Raw genomic sequence first — 15,736 nt, forward strand, 5'->3', positions numbered from 1 at the left:
GACCATGAACCTGCAAATCGAAATCATCCGCATCCTGCGTGAAGCCGTGGGGCATCCGCTGCTGTTGAGTGTGCTACGCGCTCAGGTGGACGTGCGCGTGCGCCCCCGTCCTCTCAAAGCCGTGGTGGATGACGCGCTCTCCAATCTCAGCGCCAAAGGCTACATCATCGAGTCTCCGAACGAGCTGGATGACGCCGATCCCTATTATCAGCTCGATGAGAAAGGCGAGGCCTTCGCGGCCAAGCAGCGCCTGTGATCTCCACCGTTATGCCTGCTCAAGACACCAACGAATCGCTTTTATCGCGCCTCCAAAAAGCGGAGGTGCAGGATGAATTTGAGGCGCTGATGTTTGATCAGAAGATGCACTATACGGATCTGCTGGAGCAGCTGGAGAAGTGGAGCATCAGCTCCAGCCTGGGGGCGCTGAGCCGCTACAAGGCCAGCCGAGGCGGACCCTGGGCCATGGAGCGGGCCATGCGCCAGGAGCGCGAGTTTCTCGAAGGCCATGGCGCGGATATGGACGAAGCCACACGCAAGCTCGTGGCCATGCGCATCTTCCAGGATGCTGCGTCTCCGGAGACCAGTACCAAGGATGTGCTGCGAATGCGCGAGCAGGAAATCCAGATGGCAAAGCTCAAGCAGGATGCGGTGAAGCTGGAGCAGGCGGAGCGCAAGCTGGCCCTGCTTGAGTCGAAGGTCGGAACCGCCAAGGAAGCCATGGAAAGCGCGGAGCTGACCGATGAAGAAAAAGTGGCCCGCTGGAAACAGGTCTTTGGACGATGAAGCCGGACAAACGTCAGCGCGATGCCATTGAGCAGCTCCATGAGCAGGTCAAGGTATGCAAACGCACGGCGCGAGAGGAAGCTGAACTGTTCGTCGCCGCTGTGGCCAAGGCTGCCGATCGCAAAGGCAACCCGCTGCATGAGATGCAGCTGGAAGAGCTGCGAGAACGCTGCGTGCAGCACAACCTCGGAGCCAATGCCAACGGCTGGCGCAACCCCTTTCCTGAAACCAACCCCAAGAGCCAGCTGCTTCAGTATGGCTTTGAATACTGGCATGACACGGCCCGCTTCAAGGCCATGTGCGCCAGCCGTCAGAGTGGGAAGGACTTCAACTCCGAAGGCGAAGCGGCTGAGGACTGCACGATCAATCCCAAGCATGGCTGGATGATCGCGGCTCCGTCTGAGCGTCAAAGTCTGTCCTCATTGGATCAACAGAAACTCTGGGCTGAGGCCTTTGGCCTGGTGATGGAGGATGAAAAGATCACCCGTGAAGGCATTCACGGAGAGACCCTGCTGAAGTCCTCAGAGATCATCTACAGCAATGGCAGCTCGGCCATGGCGGTGCCTGGAAGGCCTGACACCGTGCGTGGTGAAAGCCGGAACGTGATCCTCACAGAGTTTGATTTCTTTGATGATCCCAATGCCACCTGGCGCGCCATCCTCCCCAGCATCACCAATCCCCTGCGTGGTGGCGAGAAGAAAATCCGCGTGGTGAGTACGCCGAATGGCAAGGGGCGCATGCTTGATAAGATCTTCAATGAGCCGCCCAAGGGCAAGATGGTCTGGAGCAAGCATCTCATCACCATCTATCATGCGGTGCTGATGGGGCTGCCGGTGAACATCGAGGAACTGCGTTCCGCAATGGATGACGACGAGGGCTTCGGTCAGGAGTATGAGTGCCGATTCCTGGATGGCAGTAATGTGCTGCTGCCGTATGACGTGATCAGCCTGGCTGAATCCTTTGAGGCAACGGAGAGCTGGTCATTGATTGAAGCAGGCACGCTGAATCCTACCTATCTAGGAATCGACTTTGGCCGGACCAATGACCCGACTGTCTGCTGGACGCTGCAACGCGTGGGAGACATCCTCTGGACGCGGGAGGTGCTGGTGCTGAAAAACGTGCCCACTCCAGATCAAGAGCGCATTCTGAGTGACCGCATCAAAGCAGCGAGCCGCGTCTGCTTTGACTATACCGGACCCGGCATCGGACTGGGGGACTATGTGGTGGAGAAGCATGGCGAGTGGGAGCCCACCAAACACAAGATGGGAAAAGTGGAGCTGTGCACCTTCACGGCTGGATTCAAGCGCGAGATCTTCCCGCGCATGCGCCGTCTGTTTGAGGCCCCCACCAAGCTGCGTGTGCCTGTGAGCCGGGAGATCCGTGAGGATCTGCATCAAATGCAGCAGGTGATCTCCAATGGAGAGTACAACTATTGGAGCCCACGAACCAAAGAAGGGCATAGTGACCGATGCACGGCGCTGGCTTTGGCTGTGCGGGCTGCTGATGCGCCAGCGGCCGCCTTCGGCTGGAGCCGGGTCAATACGCAGCCGGGGTCAGGATCTTCGGCTTCCGGGATCAAGGCCCGCATGAAGCAGTTTTTGGGGCTCTGAAGCGGGGGTGAAGCCGAAAACGCGGAAACCCCGTTTTTTGGCGTTTTGAGGGGGGTGGGGTGCTGTCATCACAGCATCCGGGCCTCTTTGGCGGCTCAAAAACGTTGCAAACGCGTTGCAAAGGCCCCGGGGTGGGCTGCCGCCACCCCGATTTTTCACCCGTGGGCGTTTTTGGCCCGGGGGGCGGGGGTGGGAGTGCAGGGTCGTTTGGGGCGCGGTAAAGGCGGCTAAGGCGGGGTGATTGAAGGGGTCTGGTGTGGCTGAATGGCTGCATTGAAAGCAGGCACCTCCATCTTCTCCCAGCAGCTTCTCCGCTATGTGCGTGAGATCCGCAATGCCCAGCTGCGCGGTCTATCCGGCGAAACGCTTGCCTGTGCCCTGGACGGATTTGAGCGCGGGGATTTCCGCCAGGCTGCCGCCTTCTGGCAGCCCATGGCACTCAGGGATGACACGATCAGCATCGTGAAGCCCAAGCGGGAAAAGACCGTGGCGCGCCGAGACTGGCAGGTGCTTCAGGTGGATGACTCCAGCGAGGCCAAGGAACAGAAGGCCGTGCTGACGCAGTTCTGGGGCAATGTGAAGGCGGTGAACGCCTATGATATGAATCACCGGGGTGGCATCGCCCTGCTGATCCGGCAGATGATGGAGGCGGTCAGCTACAAGTATGCTTCTCATCATCTGGTCTGGAGCCCGGCGCGTGAGCAGCTCGGCTGCACCTTTGAGTATGTGCCCCTCCAGTTCTTTGAGAACCGCACCGGACTGCTGCGCTTTCTGCCCACGGGGCTGGAGTATGAAGGCAACGCCCTGGCAGAGGGTGAATGGATGGTAACGGTGAGCGACGGCCTGATGGTGGCCGCCTCCATTGGCTACCTGGCCAAGCGCAATGCGCTGGCAGATCTGCTGGCCTTCTCTGACAAATTCGGCATGCCTGGCATGCTGGGCCGGACCAAGCATGGCAAGGATACCGATGCCGGCCGCGCCATGGCCGAGGCCGTGGAGGCTTTTGGGCAGGATTGGGCGGCGGTGCTGTATGGAGATGACGGCATGGTCAAAGATCCCATCCAGCTCATCCGTGCTGAGGGCGGCACTGGATCTCTGCCCATGCCTGCCATCATGGAGCGGGTGGATCGACGCTTCACCGCGCTGTGGCGTGGCGCGGATCTCGGCACCCTGAGTGCGAAGGACAGCGCGGGCGCATCGCTCCAGGATGGAGAGACTGACATCATCGAGCAGGATGATGCCCTGACCATCAGCGAGAAGCTCAACGAGATCGAGCGCATCGTGCTCGGCTTCCACTTTGGCCCCAAGGCCGCTGCCAATCCCAAAGCCTACATCCGAATCATCGTGCCACAGAGCGAGGACTTGAAGCTTCTGCTGCAGGTGGTGCAGACATTGGTGGGAATGGGTGTGCCCATGGCGGTGGCAGACATCCAGGAGCGCTTTGGCCTGGCTCAGCCCAAAGCGGGCGCGGATCTGCTGCAAGATCCCGGTGCCAAGCCAGCTCCGCAGGATCTTGGCAGCCTCATGAATCAGCGGGCCAATGCTGATGCTGAAGAGGAACGATTCCTTGCTGGTGCCAGCCGCCTGCTGGCCAAGGCAGCCACTGAAGACAGGGCTGATCTGGTGGCGCAGATGAAAGACGTGCTGCGTGCCCCGGATGCCACGCGGCTGAATGCGCTGGCCTCCTTTATAGAGCATCTGCCCGAAAGCATCGGCCAGGACTCAGCCCAGGTGAGCGCCTGGGAAACCCTTCTCGCCTCAGCCCTGGTCAATGGCTGGGCTCTCCGTTAACGATCATGAAACACGCTCTTCATTCCTTCTTTGTCCGGATCTCCAACGTGCGTCTGAACGCCGAGATCCAGCGCGTCTTTGCCTCCGGTCTGCGCACCCACATCAATGCCGAGCTGCCGGAGTGGATTCAGCTCGCGCCTTATGGAGAATGGCCCACCAGCGAAAAGAATGCTGATGGCACGCCTGAGGCGGTGCAGGTCTTTGGCAAGGATGACGCCGAGGCCTTGGTAAAACGCTTCAATGCCTGGCACCGCAGGCTGTCACGCCTGGCACGCATCAACAGCTGCAAGGTCTATGTGGGGCATCCTGACTTTGCGCCTGACATCTGGCCCAAGCGTCAGGAGCTAGGCGATGTGCTGGAGCTGAGTGCTGATGACAAAGGCCTTAATGGCCGGATGCGCTGGAACTCGGATGCGCAAGCTCTGCTGAAGAAGAATCCCTTCCCGAGTGTGGCCTGGGATACCGAGGATCAATCCGAAGGGCGGGAACGCCCGGTGATGCTGTGGAGTGTGGGCATGACGAGCCGACCCAACATCAAAGGCGTGAAGAGCGCCATCAATGCCTGTGCTGAACCTGAAGCCGAACTCGAAACTGAAAACCAAACCGAACCACCCATGATCAAGAAAATCAAAGATGCGCTTTGCGGCGCTGGTCTGTGCAATGCGGATGATCCCGATGAAGTCATTCAAACCCATGTGGGGCAAATGATCGCCAACATTGGACAGCAGAAACAATGGGCCGCCCAGGAAAAGGCCCGCGCCGATAAAATGAAAACGGCGCTCAACTGCGATGTGACCGATGTTGATTCCGGCATCGAGACCGCTCTGGCGCGCATCAATGCGCTGAACGGTGAAAAGACCAGTCTTGAAACGCGTGTGAACGCCCTCACCTCCGAGCGTGATGAGGCACGCAAGGCCCGCTGCAATGCCATCCTTGACCGTCTGGTGGAAAGCGGGCGCATCACCAAGGCCGAGGCCGATGCGCAGGGGGATGATGCACTCTCCACGCGTCTGAATGCCGAGCCTGACAAAGTGCTGGCAGAGATGCTGCAAAAGCCGTGCAGGCTGAACAATCAAGGCCTGAATCTGGGGCGGAGCAAAGAGGCCATCATGGATGCCAGTGAGCGCCGCTCCCGCATCAACACGTGGACGGATGACTACATGGTCAAAAACAAAGTCGGCTATGACGACGCTTACAAAGCCGCCCAGGCCTGCCCGGAGCTGAAGCCTCTCTTTGATGCGATGAAGCAGCCTGAATCCTAACCCGCCAATCATTCTGACCGAACAGCACACGCACAAACCAACACACACCACCCTCACACTTATGGCCGAGAAAACCAAACAGCAGCTCGAATCCGAGCTTGAAGACGCGCTCAAAAAGATTGCCACGCTGGAAAGCGACAATCTGAAGCTGGGCGCAGACAATGAAGCTCTCACCGTCAAGGTGGATGAGCTGCAAAAAGCCCTCGCCGCCAGCGGCAAGGAAAAGCCGCCTTTCCCGAGCGGCCCGGATGAACACGAGGTGCGCCGCCGCATGAGCGCCGGTCTGACGCGCAAGCAGGCCGAGGAGGCCCACGCCGCCCAGAAGGCTCACGACGCCCGCCTGAAAAAAGCCGCCGCGTAAACAACCCTTTGCCTCACGGCATGCGCTTTGAGGCAGCTCACAACAAACCGAACCAAGTCAGAAAACCAAAATGAAAATCGAACTCGTTCTGGGCTGCCTCATTCTCGCAGCCTTTGTCACCGCCATCATGATCCCCATGATTAAGCTGGCCTTCAGTCCCACGGCGCGCCGCCGCGTGCGCCACAATGCCCTAGGGGATGGCACGCATGCTCATCTGAGCCTGCGAGCTGACGCCCCGATCGGCACCAAGAACTATCTCGTCAAGCGCGGCAGCGATGCCAATCATGCCGCCGTGGTGGCGGCTGCTTCCGATGAACCCCTCGGTGTATGCCCAGATGAAGCGGACGCCGCCGAAGATCCCATCGACGTGATCCTTCTGGGCGTGGCCAAGCGCACTGTGCTGATGGTGGCTCAAGGCACCATCGCCGCAGATGTGGATGTGTACAGCTATGGTGACGGCACGGTGACTACGACGCCAGCCGCAACCGGCACCTACTGGAAGGTGGGCAAGTCCCGCACCGCATCTACCGCAGGCCTTGAGATCGAGGTTGAGCCCTGCCAACCGCGTCTCACGAAAGTGGTGGCCAATGCCGCCACCCTGGCCACCACCCAGGCCGCCATGGTCAACGGAGCCGTGGTGATCGTGCTTGGTGCCTAACCTGCCCTGAAAATCCAAGTCAATCCAACAACGCACCCCTCATCATCCTATTATGATCAAACGCACCACCCGCCTCAACGCCCAGAAGGCCTTTGAGGCCATGACTGCCGCCGTCGCCGCCGCGATGGCGGTCAACTACGCCCCCGAGTTTGCAGGGCAGAAAGAGGTAGAGACTCGTCTCAATGCCTCTCTCATCACGCAGAGCAGCTTCTCCGAGCCGCTGACCACCTATGCTACCGGTTGGCAGGATGGCGGCAACATTCTGCAACAGGAGCTGGATTTCTTCGCTCCTTCTGTCGAAGTGGGCCGCCGATTCGAGTATCTCGAAAACATCAACTGGGAGGCTTTTCTCTCTGGCACGGAAGAGGATCTGCGCGCCATGGGTGCCGACTTCAAGAGCGTGAAGTACAACTCCAAAAAGGAGCTGGGCAAGACGGATAACCGTGGTCTTATGATCCTGGTGGATCTTGATGAGGTCAAAGAAGAGCCGAACTGGGAGCAGAAACGCGTGGCTAAGCTGAAGCGCCGCCTGATGATCAACAAGCTCCGCCGCGCCATCGCCCTCCTGACTGCCGCTGACGTCAACACTGGCAAGACGTGGGACACCACGGATGGCAAAGATCCCGACCAGGACGTGATCCTGGAGCTGGTGACTGCCGCCGACATCCTCGGCATGAAGCCCAATCGTGTGGGCTATGGTGACACAGCGTGGAGTAAGCGCGCCCTGTCCCACCGCGCCCAGAACTCTGCCGGCGGCTTTGCCTCTGCGGGCATGACTCCTGAGGCTCTGGCCGGACTCCTGGGTGTAGATCAGGTGCTGCACAGCAATGCGCGGTATTCCTCCACTACCACCGCCAAGGCTCAGGTTCTCGGCACGCTGGTGATGATGTTCACCGCGCTGCAAAATGCGGACACCGAAGATCCTTCCAACGTGAAAGACTTCTGGAGCCCGACTGATCAGGGCACTCGTTACGCGGTTCATTCCATCCCTCACGGTGTGAAGCAGTGGATCATCGCTGTGGAGCACTATGAGAAGATGGTGCTCACCAGCAATCTGGCGATTCGCAGCTTCACCATCGGCTAAGCGGTGTCTCAACCTCTGCGCTCTTTGCCACGGCAAAGAGCGCAGCATTGAGCCTCCCTTCAAATACACACCACACTATGGCCTGGACCTCCATCACAGCGGACGCTCTCAAAGACGAGGGCATCATCAGCGCCTCTGAATACGCCAGCATCACAGCGGTATCTCTTCCTGATGGTGTCACGGGTGCTCAAGTCGTGGCGCAGGTGATTGCCAATGCGGTGGCAGAAGCACGCGGCTACATCGCCGCCAACAGCGAGAACATCCTCGGCATCGAAGGCACGGTGCCGGATGAACTCAGGGCTTCGGTGCTGGTGATCATCCGCCATCGCGTTTTCACACGCCTGCCTAAAATGAAGGCGCTGCTGGATGATCTGCGCGTCAAAGAATATGACGAGGCCATGCGCAAACTGCGTGATGTGTCCAACGGCACCTTCAAGCTGGTGCAGCCCATCACGCCCGCCGATCCTGACCAGCAGGCCGGTGGTGGCAGCATGCAGGTGGTGAACAAGGCTAAACGCTGGGCCACGCGGAAAAAGCTTGGGGGGCTGTTTTGATGCATGGCTCTGCTGATTCCAAACCCCTACGACAGCACCTTTAGTGCAGCCTTTGCGCTGGCCAAGAAGCGCGGCCTTTTCCCCACCTGGATGGGGACGGCGGAGATACGCGACCTGGAAAAGGGTATCCGTGAACGAGCTGTCTTTTCGGCACGCACCACCAATGCTGTTTATCTGGATGCGCTGAAGCAGCGTATTGAGCGCTTCATTGCCAATGGCTACGACGGCGACATGGGCAAGCTCAGGCTGGAGCTGAAAGACATCCTGACGCGGCTGCAATACGATCCCGTGAAAGGATTTCCCGGTGATGAATCGCTTGGCATTCCACCAGCGCGTGCAGGCAGCCTGCAAGACCTGAGCAGCGACAAAAGAATCAACCTCATCCTGAATACGCAGGTGCAGCTGATGGCTGGCAAGGGGCAGGAACAACAGGGGCTCAGCGAGGCTGCGCTGGATCTCTTCCCCGCCTATGAGCTGGTGCGCCTGGAATCCCGCCGCGTGCCACGTGAGTGGCTTAAGGACTGGAAGGAAGCAGCTGAGAACATCGAATGGGAAGGCGTGAGTAAAAGCGCCTTCGCCGAAGGTCGGATGATCGCGCTGAAGAATTCGCCCATCTGGGCAGCGATAGGCAGCAGCGCGCTCTTTAATGATGCGCTGGATGTGAGTCATCCGCCCTTCCGATTCAACAGCGGCATGGGCTGGCAGGTGAGAGATCGTGAAGCAGCACTCAAGTGGGGGTTGAAGGTGGATGGCAAGCCGGTAAAGGTGCCTGCTGAAGTGAAAAGTCTGCCACCTGAAACTGTCAGCACCCACGGGCTTTCCGCTGCCACCTTGGAGCGCTTGAAGAAAGTGCTCGCCAATGCGGAGGCGAAGGATGGAAAGCTCACGCTGGACTCTGCGTTTGGCAATGCGCCACCACCTCCACGGAAGGTGAAGCAGCCGGACAGCCCTGCCGCAGATCCTCTGGCTTGGCTGGGCAAATACGCGCATGGAGTGCGGAAGAATACTGACAGCCTTTGTGATGCCTTGGACAGCCTGAGCATGCTGCTGGAAGATCCACGCCTCAATGCGGAGCATGTGCCCAAGCGCATGCATCAGGATCATAAAGGTAAACGGTGCGGGAGGGGATATATCGCCCATGACAAAGTGTGCCGCAAAGCTGTGGATGTGCTGTCTGGAGCTGAGATGCTGACCTCTCAGGAGGCGGCAGATGCACTTGACCAGGCACCGCATCATCACATGAGCAAGGTGTTGCGTCATTGGTTTGACGGCAGCTACAAGCGGCTCAACAAAGAAATCTCCTCAAAGGAAACTCAGCAGCTAGTGAAATTTTTGCAGCGTGTGCAGCCCACGCCTGTGGCAGGCCCGCTTTGGCGCGGGCTTGGGTTTGCCACCCTGGATGAGCTGACCTCGTTTGCCTCCATCATTAAATCAGGGAAGTGGCCGGACAAGCCGCTTAATGCTTTCTCACATAAAAAATCAGTGGCCGTAAAATTTGCCTCAAGCCAGCCTTTTCAGGCAGTGCTGCAAATCAGTGGCAGCAAAAGCGGGCGGGATATGCGGCCCCTGGCTGATGAGGCAGCGCCGCGATTCTCTCATCAGGAGGAAGTGATGTTTCTTGCCAGCCCAAAGCTGAAGGTGAAAAACTCGGGCATGATCCGCACTTCTTCAGGCTACACGTTTGCAGCCATTCTTGAAGAGGCATGATCTTAGAACCGTTCATAGGCCTCGGCAGGAAGCGGCAGCTCTTCCTCCCCGGCTTGCGAGCACTCCACGACCATGGAAAGCAGCTCTGCATCTGCTTCTGGGTTGAGTGTCTGGAGCTCATCGAGTGTCATGCCGTTACGTTACAGCCATGAGCGGACTTCTCAACATCGAAATCAAGGCGGATGACAGCACGCCGGTGCTCCAGGAGCTGCTGAAGGAACTCAGCGATCTGAAGCCGCTCAATGACTATATCGGCGCAGCGGCAGCCGAAGGCACCCGGATGCACATCCGCAGCGCAGCAGAGCAGCGCCATACGACGGCTGAGCAGCTCGGAGCCAGCCCCACAGGCTACCTGACCAAGCGGGCCGAGCTGGTGAGCTACACGGCCTCTGCCAGCGGTGTGGAGCTGGCTGTGACGGGTGCCATCTTTCGCCGCGTCTTTGGGCCTGTGGTGATCAAGCCTGTGGCCGCCAAGATGCTGACGATCCCCTGGCGGGCTGAGGCCTATGGCAAGCGGGCTCGTGAGTTTGACAATCTGTTTGTGTATGTGAGCAGGCGCGGGAATGGCATGGCCTTTCTGGCCCGCCGAGAAGGAAAGAAGATTCAGCTCTACTACCTGCTCAAAAGCATTGTGGTGCTGTCACAGGACACCGGCCTTCTGCCCACCGTGGCTCAGTATGCCCAGGCAGCAGAGTTTGGGGCACGTGGCTATCTGCGCAAGATCACGGCAGCAGCGGCCTGATGATGTGCGGCAAAGGCGGGTAAGGCGGGGTGCCTGCATGCTGAGGCTGTGGTGAAGTGCGGCTGTGATAGACGACTTCATTCAAGAGCTGCACGATGATCTGTTTGGCGCGGTAAGCGCCGATCCGGGCATGCTGTATGTGCCCGTCTATCAGAGCCGCACACCGCTGGCCAAGGATGAAGAGGGAAACCCCATTGTGGGGCAAACCTCCATGATCGAAGAAGAGATCAAAAAGGCGCTTTCCGGCCTGGAGCTGAAGAATGGCAAATGCGGGATCGCCGTGGTGATCATGCTGCCAGATGTGGAAGGCGAAAGCGTGAACAGCGCAGCGCCTGCAATGAAGCTGATCGCGAAAGTGCGGGTGATCGAAAACCGCCTCGTCAATGAGGGCAGCACAGGAACGGGCATCACAGCATCGCTGTTGTGCACCCATCTGCTGCAGGTGCTGAACCGTCGCAGTTTTCGCGGCCGCTCCGCCTTGTATCCGGATCTCAAGCGCATGATCACCGAGATCCCGCTGCCAGATGGCGAGAATTGCCATGAGCTGACATTGATCCAGCATGTGACTCCTGATGCCCTGGTGAAGGTCAGTACGCCGACAGTCACACAGGAGGGCGCGGCCATTGCTCTCACCTGCACCACTGCCGGTGCCAGTATTTACTACACGCTGGATGGCACCTTCCCGGGCTCAGGCAATGCCGCTGCAAGCCTCTACACCGCACCCATCTCCCTTGAGTCTGGCATTCATCAAATGCGCGTCTGCGCGCAGAAGGATGGCATGCAGGCCAGCAATGATCTCATCGCAGAAATCACCATCGAATAAGCAACCCACGTTATGTCTCAGAACCGCACCCTCATTCTTCGCGAGCCAGGTCACATCGTTCTCGATGCCGCTGGCACTCCTGCCGTCTTGTATTCTGAAACTCCCTGGACAGTGGAGATGTCCGAAGAGGTGGTGCCGATCCCTTCGGCGATGTTTGGAGAGCTGGACCGTGTGCCGGTAGGTCGCATGATCAAGATCAAAGGAACTCCTCAGCAGTTCAGCGCTGGGGCCATCGCCAAGCTCTTCCCCTTCGCTGCCAAAAAGCGCGGGGCGTCTTTGCTGCCCAGCACGGATGAGACGCTGGATATCCATACCACCACCGGCAAACGCTGCCGCATCCCGAATGCGTTTGTGTATGCTGAGCCGGAGATCCGAGGTGACATCCGCAAGACGCCGATCGGCGAAGTGGAGTTTTGGGGGGTCGTCCCGCTCAATGGCAATGCCAACAGCCTGGCTTCGTTCTTCAGCGAAACGAGCGTGGCCTATCCTGGCGATGACCTCTTTGATACTGCCGAGATCATCAATCCGGCCTGGCAGGTGACCTGGGGCGGTGCGCCCTGGGACAGCCTGGATCTGGGCGAGAGCGGATTCTCCATCAAGCCAGCACCGAAGTATGACGAGGACAAGGTGAATGGCATCGGCGTGACAAACGTGGTGCTCACAGACTACGGCGTGGGTGTGGATATTGAGCCGATGAACATCACACGTGCGGCGGTGATGGCCCGTGCTGGATACGGCACAGCGCTGGGAGGCCGCAAGAGTACGACCGCCTATGACTTCATTGCCCAGGCATCGGGCATCTACATCGCGGTGCGCAATGCCGCCCTGGTGCCCGGGCAGAATTTCAGCTTTGCCGCTCAGCAGCGCAGCGTGGGCAAGCTCAAGCTCCAGAGCATCCGCTCTTTCAGCGGAGGCGAGGAAGTGGCCCAGCTCTACGTCGGCACCTCGGCCCCGGCATGATTCTTTTGAAGCACGCAACCTCAACTCATCCCCACCATGGCTGACACTACCACTCCTCTCAATGAGATCGACGCATCGGCGCTGCCCAAGATCAAAGCTCTGTTTGATGACGCCCGCTGGCAGAAGATCGAAGCGCAGGCGCGCAAGCAGTCTGCTGATCTGCCCAAGCTATGCTCCATGCTGCTGGCGACGAGTCTGGCGCGGCATGCCAGCCATGAGCCTGCGGCTCTGGCCAGTGCGGCCAACCGCCTGCTGATCTCTCTGGGCAGCACGCTGAAGCCTGAAGATGTGCAGCGTTATGAGCAGGCGCTCAATCCTGCACAGGCGGCTTCTGCGCCCGCTGCTGATGCCGCGCCAGACGAGGCTGCCACAAAACCCAAGCGTGGAGGCAAAGCCGATCCCGCGCCCGCCCCCGCCAACTAATCAGGTCCAGGACAATCCCCGATCATGTCCGACGAAAGCCAGGTCAAAATCAGCATCGTCACTACTGCCGACCCCTCGGGTGTGCAGCAGGCGCGCAATGACTATGACGAGCTTTTTGCTGATCTCAAAAAAGGCATTGCAGACACGCTGCAAGCAGGCGGAGCGGACAAGAAATTCATCGGGCATGTGGTGGATGAATTTGAGCGGCTGAATGTGTCTCTCAAAGAATCCGGAGCCAGCGGGGATGAGGTGGCGCAGAAAATTGCGCAGCTGCAAGAGAGGCTGATGCAGGATGCCGCCGCCGAGGAAAAGCGCATCCAGCAGCGCAAGGTGGATTTTGAGTATGCGCTTCAGATTAAAGAGGCCGAGGAAGAAGCGGCGCGAACGAAGCGAATCCGCCGTGAAGAAGATCAGCTGGCGATGGAGCTGGAAGGCATCCGCCTGAAAGAGCAGACGCAGCTGCTGGAACAGCAGATCATGGCGCGGCTGCGTCAGGAGCGCCTGGCGCGTGAGGCCGTTGAGAGCACGCAGGCCATGGGCAAGGCCTTTGATGGCGCCAAGCGCAGCATCGGGGATACAGCCCTCGTGGCCGCACAGTTTGTGGATGACGCGCAGTATGGCCTGCGGGGCATCATGAACAACATTCCGCAGCTGGCCCTGGCCTTTGGTATGGGCAGCGGCTTGGCGGGCTCCATCAGCATTGCGGCGGTCGCACTGAATCTGCTCTGGGAAAAGTTTGGCCAGGCCAAGGAGGCGAAGGCTGAGACGGAGAAGGTGACAAGCTCCGTGAAGGATCTGGAGGATGCGCTGAAACGTTCTTCAGAAGCCGCTGACAAGGCCTTCCAAAAGGATCTGTCGCAGTACGTTGCTGAAGTCGAAAAAGCAGCGACGAGCTGGCGCAACATCAAGAGCGAGATCAGCGCCATCGTTGATCGGCAGAAAGAACTGCGCGACATCCAAAACCAGATTGCTAACAGCCAGCTGGAACTGGAGCGCCAGGCCGCGCTGGCTAACGCCAAGGACGCTGATCAAAAGAAAGCCATCAACAGCCAGTATGATGCGAGGAAAGCCGCACTGAACAGCGGCAATGAACTGGACAAAGCAAACTTTGATCTGGAGTCGAAAAGGGCTCAACTAGACTTGCTCAAGCAGCAGTTTGGCAATGTGAGCGACCAGGTGGGCGGCACTGAAGGCGCAGTCGGCACAGCCAAGCGGGATCTGCAAGATTTTGGGCGTGAGTATGGAAGTCAGTCTGATCAGGGCCGTAACGTGGCCGCTGCGGAAGCGGCACAGCGTCAAATATTCGAGCTTCAAGCCAGACAGAGGAAAATTAATGAACTGATCGAAAGCAACAAGTTCGGTGATGAAGAGGATCTGCGTGCCCTGCTTGGTGAGCTGGAGAGAATCCCTGCTAAAATCGACGCTGCCGTCAAAGAACGCGATAGCAAACTGCCATCGCTAAAATCAGACAGGGAGGCCATGGAAAGTGGCCAGGGCCTGAAATTTGACAAATGGCAGAGTGAAGCAAAGACAGCTGCTGATGCGGGTGATACTGGACCGGCAAATGCTCTCAGTTCGGCCTTGGACCGGCAGAAAGAAAATGAAGCGCGGCTCAAAGCACAAGAGGAGCTGCTCGTTAAAACGAAAACAGAGCAGACCGAGGCAAGCCAACGCATCACGGAAATCGAGAAGGATATCCAGCTGGCATTGCTCAAAGTCGAAGCGGCTGCGCTGAAGCAGGCCGAATCGTTCGCCAAGGCTGGCGGTGCTGCTGCCGAGGCTGAGCGTGAGGCGGCGGAGAAGGCTGCAAAGAAAGCCCGTGAGGAGCAGCTGCGGAAACTAGAGAACGATGCGGCTGAAGCGGAAAAGAATCACGACTACACCGGTGCCGCTAAGAACCGCAATGAAGCGGCCAGGCTGAAGCTTGGCCCCGATGCCACCCCCGAGCAGCGCCGTGAGCTGGACCGGCTGAACCGCGACCGGCTGATGGAGGGCGAGCGCAGGCAGACCGGCTATCAGCAGCAGCAGCAGGCCAAAGATATCGGCGAACGCACCGGCAACCTGGCAAACAACCTGGGAGAGACCGGCAAGGATCTGAAGAAGGCGGCCGAGCAGCTCAAGGACGGTGCCACCCCTGCGGAGCTGGATGGAGTGCTCAAGGCCATGATGGAGCTGATCCCCGCCATTCGGGAGAAGTTCCAAGGCAGCGATAAAAAGGTAGCCGACGTGATCAAGGAAGTGCAGCTGCTCAAGCAGCAGCTGCTCAACGGGAGGCTCGGCAACGCATGATCTGGACGCTGACAGACGGTGATACGATTTTCCCGATCACGGATGGCTACAGCCGCGTGTACAAGGCAGCGGGTGCCTTGACAGGCCAGCTGGCGCAGACCACGCAGGTATCACAACCAATGCGCGAACCGTGGCCCAAAGCCTTTCCTGACCGGTCAACGCGTGCGCTGTCTTTTGACATCCCGGTGTTTTTCCCTCCCTGCGCATCCCTGGAAGAGGCAGCCATGCAGGCGCTGGATATTCCTGTGCAATGCCCGACTGGCGGCGTGCTGACAGGCCAGCGGGATGCCGAGCTGCGCACCTACTCACAGGCCTGGGTGCGCAATGTGACCTGTGAAAACTTCGGGGTCAGCAACCGCTTCGTCTTCTCCATGCTGGCCGTCAATCCGACCAGCCGAACCCTCAGTACACTCGCGCAAATGGACTATCGATCGATCGCCAACGTGCCCGCTATCACCGGCCTTGAAGGCGGCGCACCCAACAATCTGGACGGCTACACGACTACTGACGTTGCCGTGGGCTTCACGATGTTGATCGTGCCTGAGATCAGCGGCTTTGCCCAGGCGATCCACTTCCGGCTTTTCGCTGGCAACGATGCGACCCAGACCGATCCCACCGCAGGCACGCTTGTGGTGAGGCCGCTCGACTACGACGCAGGCACGAATGCCAAAGTCTGGAAGGCTGTTTGA

The 15,736-nt window shown here is 59.0% G+C and carries 17 protein-coding genes; 16 read left to right on the top strand and 1 reads right to left on the bottom strand.

All coding sequences use genetic code 11. The features are described 5' to 3' along the window. Positions 1-4: 4 nt before the first annotated feature. The 10 genes from HNQ65_RS13495 to HNQ65_RS13540 all read left to right on the top strand — a co-directional run bounded on the left by HNQ65_RS13495 (position 5) and on the right by HNQ65_RS13540 (position 9,810). Positions 5-256, top strand: a complete 252-nt coding sequence (locus tag HNQ65_RS13495; protein WP_184340072.1) for a hypothetical protein — start codon at positions 5-7, stop codon at positions 254-256. A gap of 11 nt (positions 257-267) precedes the next feature. Then, positions 268-783 (top strand): hypothetical protein, encoded by a 516-nt coding sequence (locus HNQ65_RS13500; RefSeq protein WP_184340073.1) that lies wholly within the window; start codon positions 268-270, stop codon positions 781-783. Then, a complete protein-coding gene (locus HNQ65_RS13505; protein WP_184340074.1) occupies positions 780-2,393 on the top strand; it encodes a terminase large subunit domain-containing protein in 1,614 nt (537 codons plus the stop codon). The genes HNQ65_RS13500 and HNQ65_RS13505 overlap by 4 nt, the downstream gene beginning before the upstream one ends. 264 nt (positions 2,394-2,657) lie before the next feature. Continuing rightward, positions 2,658-4,184, top strand: coding sequence for a phage portal protein family protein (locus HNQ65_RS13510; protein ID WP_184340075.1), 1,527 nt, complete (start codon positions 2,658-2,660; stop codon positions 4,182-4,184). Between the two features lie 5 nt (positions 4,185-4,189). Next, positions 4,190-5,446, top strand: coding sequence for a phage protease (locus tag HNQ65_RS13515; protein WP_184340076.1), 1,257 nt, complete (start codon positions 4,190-4,192; stop codon positions 5,444-5,446). A 61-nt stretch (positions 5,447-5,507) separates the two neighbouring features. Then, the gene (locus HNQ65_RS13520) at positions 5,508-5,807 is read left to right on the top strand and encodes a hypothetical protein (protein ID WP_184340077.1); all 300 of its coding nucleotides are present in this window, start codon (positions 5,508-5,510) and stop codon (positions 5,805-5,807) included. Between the two features lie 70 nt (positions 5,808-5,877). Beyond that, entirely contained in the window at positions 5,878-6,465 is a 588-nt protein-coding gene (locus HNQ65_RS13525; RefSeq protein ID WP_184340078.1) for a hypothetical protein, read from the top strand. A 52-nt stretch (positions 6,466-6,517) separates the two neighbouring features. After that, a complete protein-coding gene (locus HNQ65_RS13530) occupies positions 6,518-7,549 on the top strand; it encodes a hypothetical protein (protein WP_184340079.1) in 1,032 nt (343 codons plus the stop codon). A 77-nt stretch (positions 7,550-7,626) separates the two neighbouring features. Then, positions 7,627-8,103 carry a phage protein Gp36 family protein gene (locus HNQ65_RS13535; RefSeq protein ID WP_184340080.1) on the top strand — a complete coding sequence of 159 codons (477 nt, stop codon included), beginning with the start codon at positions 7,627-7,629 and terminating at the stop codon, positions 8,101-8,103. Between the two features lie 3 nt (positions 8,104-8,106). After that, positions 8,107-9,810 (top strand): hypothetical protein, encoded by a 1,704-nt coding sequence (locus tag HNQ65_RS13540; protein WP_184340081.1) that lies wholly within the window; start codon positions 8,107-8,109, stop codon positions 9,808-9,810. Between the two features lie 2 nt (positions 9,811-9,812). Here the strand turns inward: HNQ65_RS13540 and HNQ65_RS26835 are convergent, their stop codons facing one another. Beyond that, positions 9,813-9,941 (bottom strand): hypothetical protein, encoded by a 129-nt coding sequence (locus tag HNQ65_RS26835; RefSeq protein ID WP_281382095.1) that lies wholly within the window; start codon positions 9,939-9,941, stop codon positions 9,813-9,815. Positions 9,942-9,958: 17 nt separating this feature from the next. Between HNQ65_RS26835 and HNQ65_RS13545 the strand changes: the two genes are divergently transcribed. The 6 genes from HNQ65_RS13545 (at position 9,959) to HNQ65_RS13570 (ending at position 15,736) form a co-directional block, all read left to right on the top strand. Further along, positions 9,959-10,552 (top strand): hypothetical protein, encoded by a 594-nt coding sequence (locus tag HNQ65_RS13545; RefSeq protein WP_184340082.1) that lies wholly within the window; start codon positions 9,959-9,961, stop codon positions 10,550-10,552. 64 nt (positions 10,553-10,616) lie between these two features. Continuing rightward, positions 10,617-11,375, top strand: coding sequence for a chitobiase/beta-hexosaminidase C-terminal domain-containing protein (locus HNQ65_RS26980; protein ID WP_184340083.1), 759 nt, complete (start codon positions 10,617-10,619; stop codon positions 11,373-11,375). A gap of 12 nt (positions 11,376-11,387) precedes the next feature. Further along, positions 11,388-12,335 (top strand): hypothetical protein, encoded by a 948-nt coding sequence (locus HNQ65_RS13555; RefSeq protein ID WP_184340084.1) that lies wholly within the window; start codon positions 11,388-11,390, stop codon positions 12,333-12,335. Positions 12,336-12,371: 36 nt separating this feature from the next. Further along, complete coding sequence (locus HNQ65_RS13560) at positions 12,372-12,758, top strand: hypothetical protein (RefSeq protein ID WP_184340085.1); 387 nt, start codon at positions 12,372-12,374, stop codon at positions 12,756-12,758. A gap of 24 nt (positions 12,759-12,782) precedes the next feature. After that, the gene (locus tag HNQ65_RS13565; RefSeq protein ID WP_184340086.1) at positions 12,783-15,047 is read left to right on the top strand and encodes a coiled-coil domain-containing protein; all 2,265 of its coding nucleotides are present in this window, start codon (positions 12,783-12,785) and stop codon (positions 15,045-15,047) included. Next, on the top strand, positions 15,044-15,736 hold the full coding sequence (locus tag HNQ65_RS13570) for a hypothetical protein (protein ID WP_184340087.1): 693 nt from the start codon (positions 15,044-15,046) through the stop codon (positions 15,734-15,736). The genes HNQ65_RS13565 and HNQ65_RS13570 overlap by 4 nt, the downstream gene beginning before the upstream one ends.

The organism is Prosthecobacter vanneervenii (assembly GCF_014203095.1).
GTDB lineage: Bacteria > Verrucomicrobiota > Verrucomicrobiia > Verrucomicrobiales > Verrucomicrobiaceae > Prosthecobacter > Prosthecobacter vanneervenii.

Coding starts and splice junctions, on each gene's coding strand:
- HNQ65_RS13565 (WP_184340086.1), top strand. CDS start 12,783: ATGTCCGACGAAAGCCAGGTCAAAATCAGCATCGTCACTACTGCCGAC.
- HNQ65_RS13515 (WP_184340076.1), top strand. CDS start 4,190: ATGAAACACGCTCTTCATTCCTTCTTTGTCCGGATCTCCAACGTGCGT.
- HNQ65_RS13570 (WP_184340087.1), top strand. CDS start 15,044: ATGATCTGGACGCTGACAGACGGTGATACGATTTTCCCGATCACGGAT.
- HNQ65_RS13500 (WP_184340073.1), top strand. CDS start 268: ATGCCTGCTCAAGACACCAACGAATCGCTTTTATCGCGCCTCCAAAAA.
- HNQ65_RS13495 (WP_184340072.1), top strand. CDS start 5: ATGAACCTGCAAATCGAAATCATCCGCATCCTGCGTGAAGCCGTGGGG.
- HNQ65_RS13505 (WP_184340074.1), top strand. CDS start 780: ATGAAGCCGGACAAACGTCAGCGCGATGCCATTGAGCAGCTCCATGAG.
- HNQ65_RS13530 (WP_184340079.1), top strand. CDS start 6,518: ATGATCAAACGCACCACCCGCCTCAACGCCCAGAAGGCCTTTGAGGCC.
- HNQ65_RS13535 (WP_184340080.1), top strand. CDS start 7,627: ATGGCCTGGACCTCCATCACAGCGGACGCTCTCAAAGACGAGGGCATC.
- HNQ65_RS13525 (WP_184340078.1), top strand. CDS start 5,878: ATGAAAATCGAACTCGTTCTGGGCTGCCTCATTCTCGCAGCCTTTGTC.
- HNQ65_RS13545 (WP_184340082.1), top strand. CDS start 9,959: ATGAGCGGACTTCTCAACATCGAAATCAAGGCGGATGACAGCACGCCG.
- HNQ65_RS13540 (WP_184340081.1), top strand. CDS start 8,107: ATGGCTCTGCTGATTCCAAACCCCTACGACAGCACCTTTAGTGCAGCC.
- HNQ65_RS13520 (WP_184340077.1), top strand. CDS start 5,508: ATGGCCGAGAAAACCAAACAGCAGCTCGAATCCGAGCTTGAAGACGCG.
- HNQ65_RS13555 (WP_184340084.1), top strand. CDS start 11,388: ATGTCTCAGAACCGCACCCTCATTCTTCGCGAGCCAGGTCACATCGTT.
- HNQ65_RS26835 (WP_281382095.1), bottom strand. CDS start 9,941: ATGACACTCGATGAGCTCCAGACACTCAACCCAGAAGCAGATGCAGAG.
- HNQ65_RS13510 (WP_184340075.1), top strand. CDS start 2,658: ATGGCTGCATTGAAAGCAGGCACCTCCATCTTCTCCCAGCAGCTTCTC.
- HNQ65_RS13560 (WP_184340085.1), top strand. CDS start 12,372: ATGGCTGACACTACCACTCCTCTCAATGAGATCGACGCATCGGCGCTG.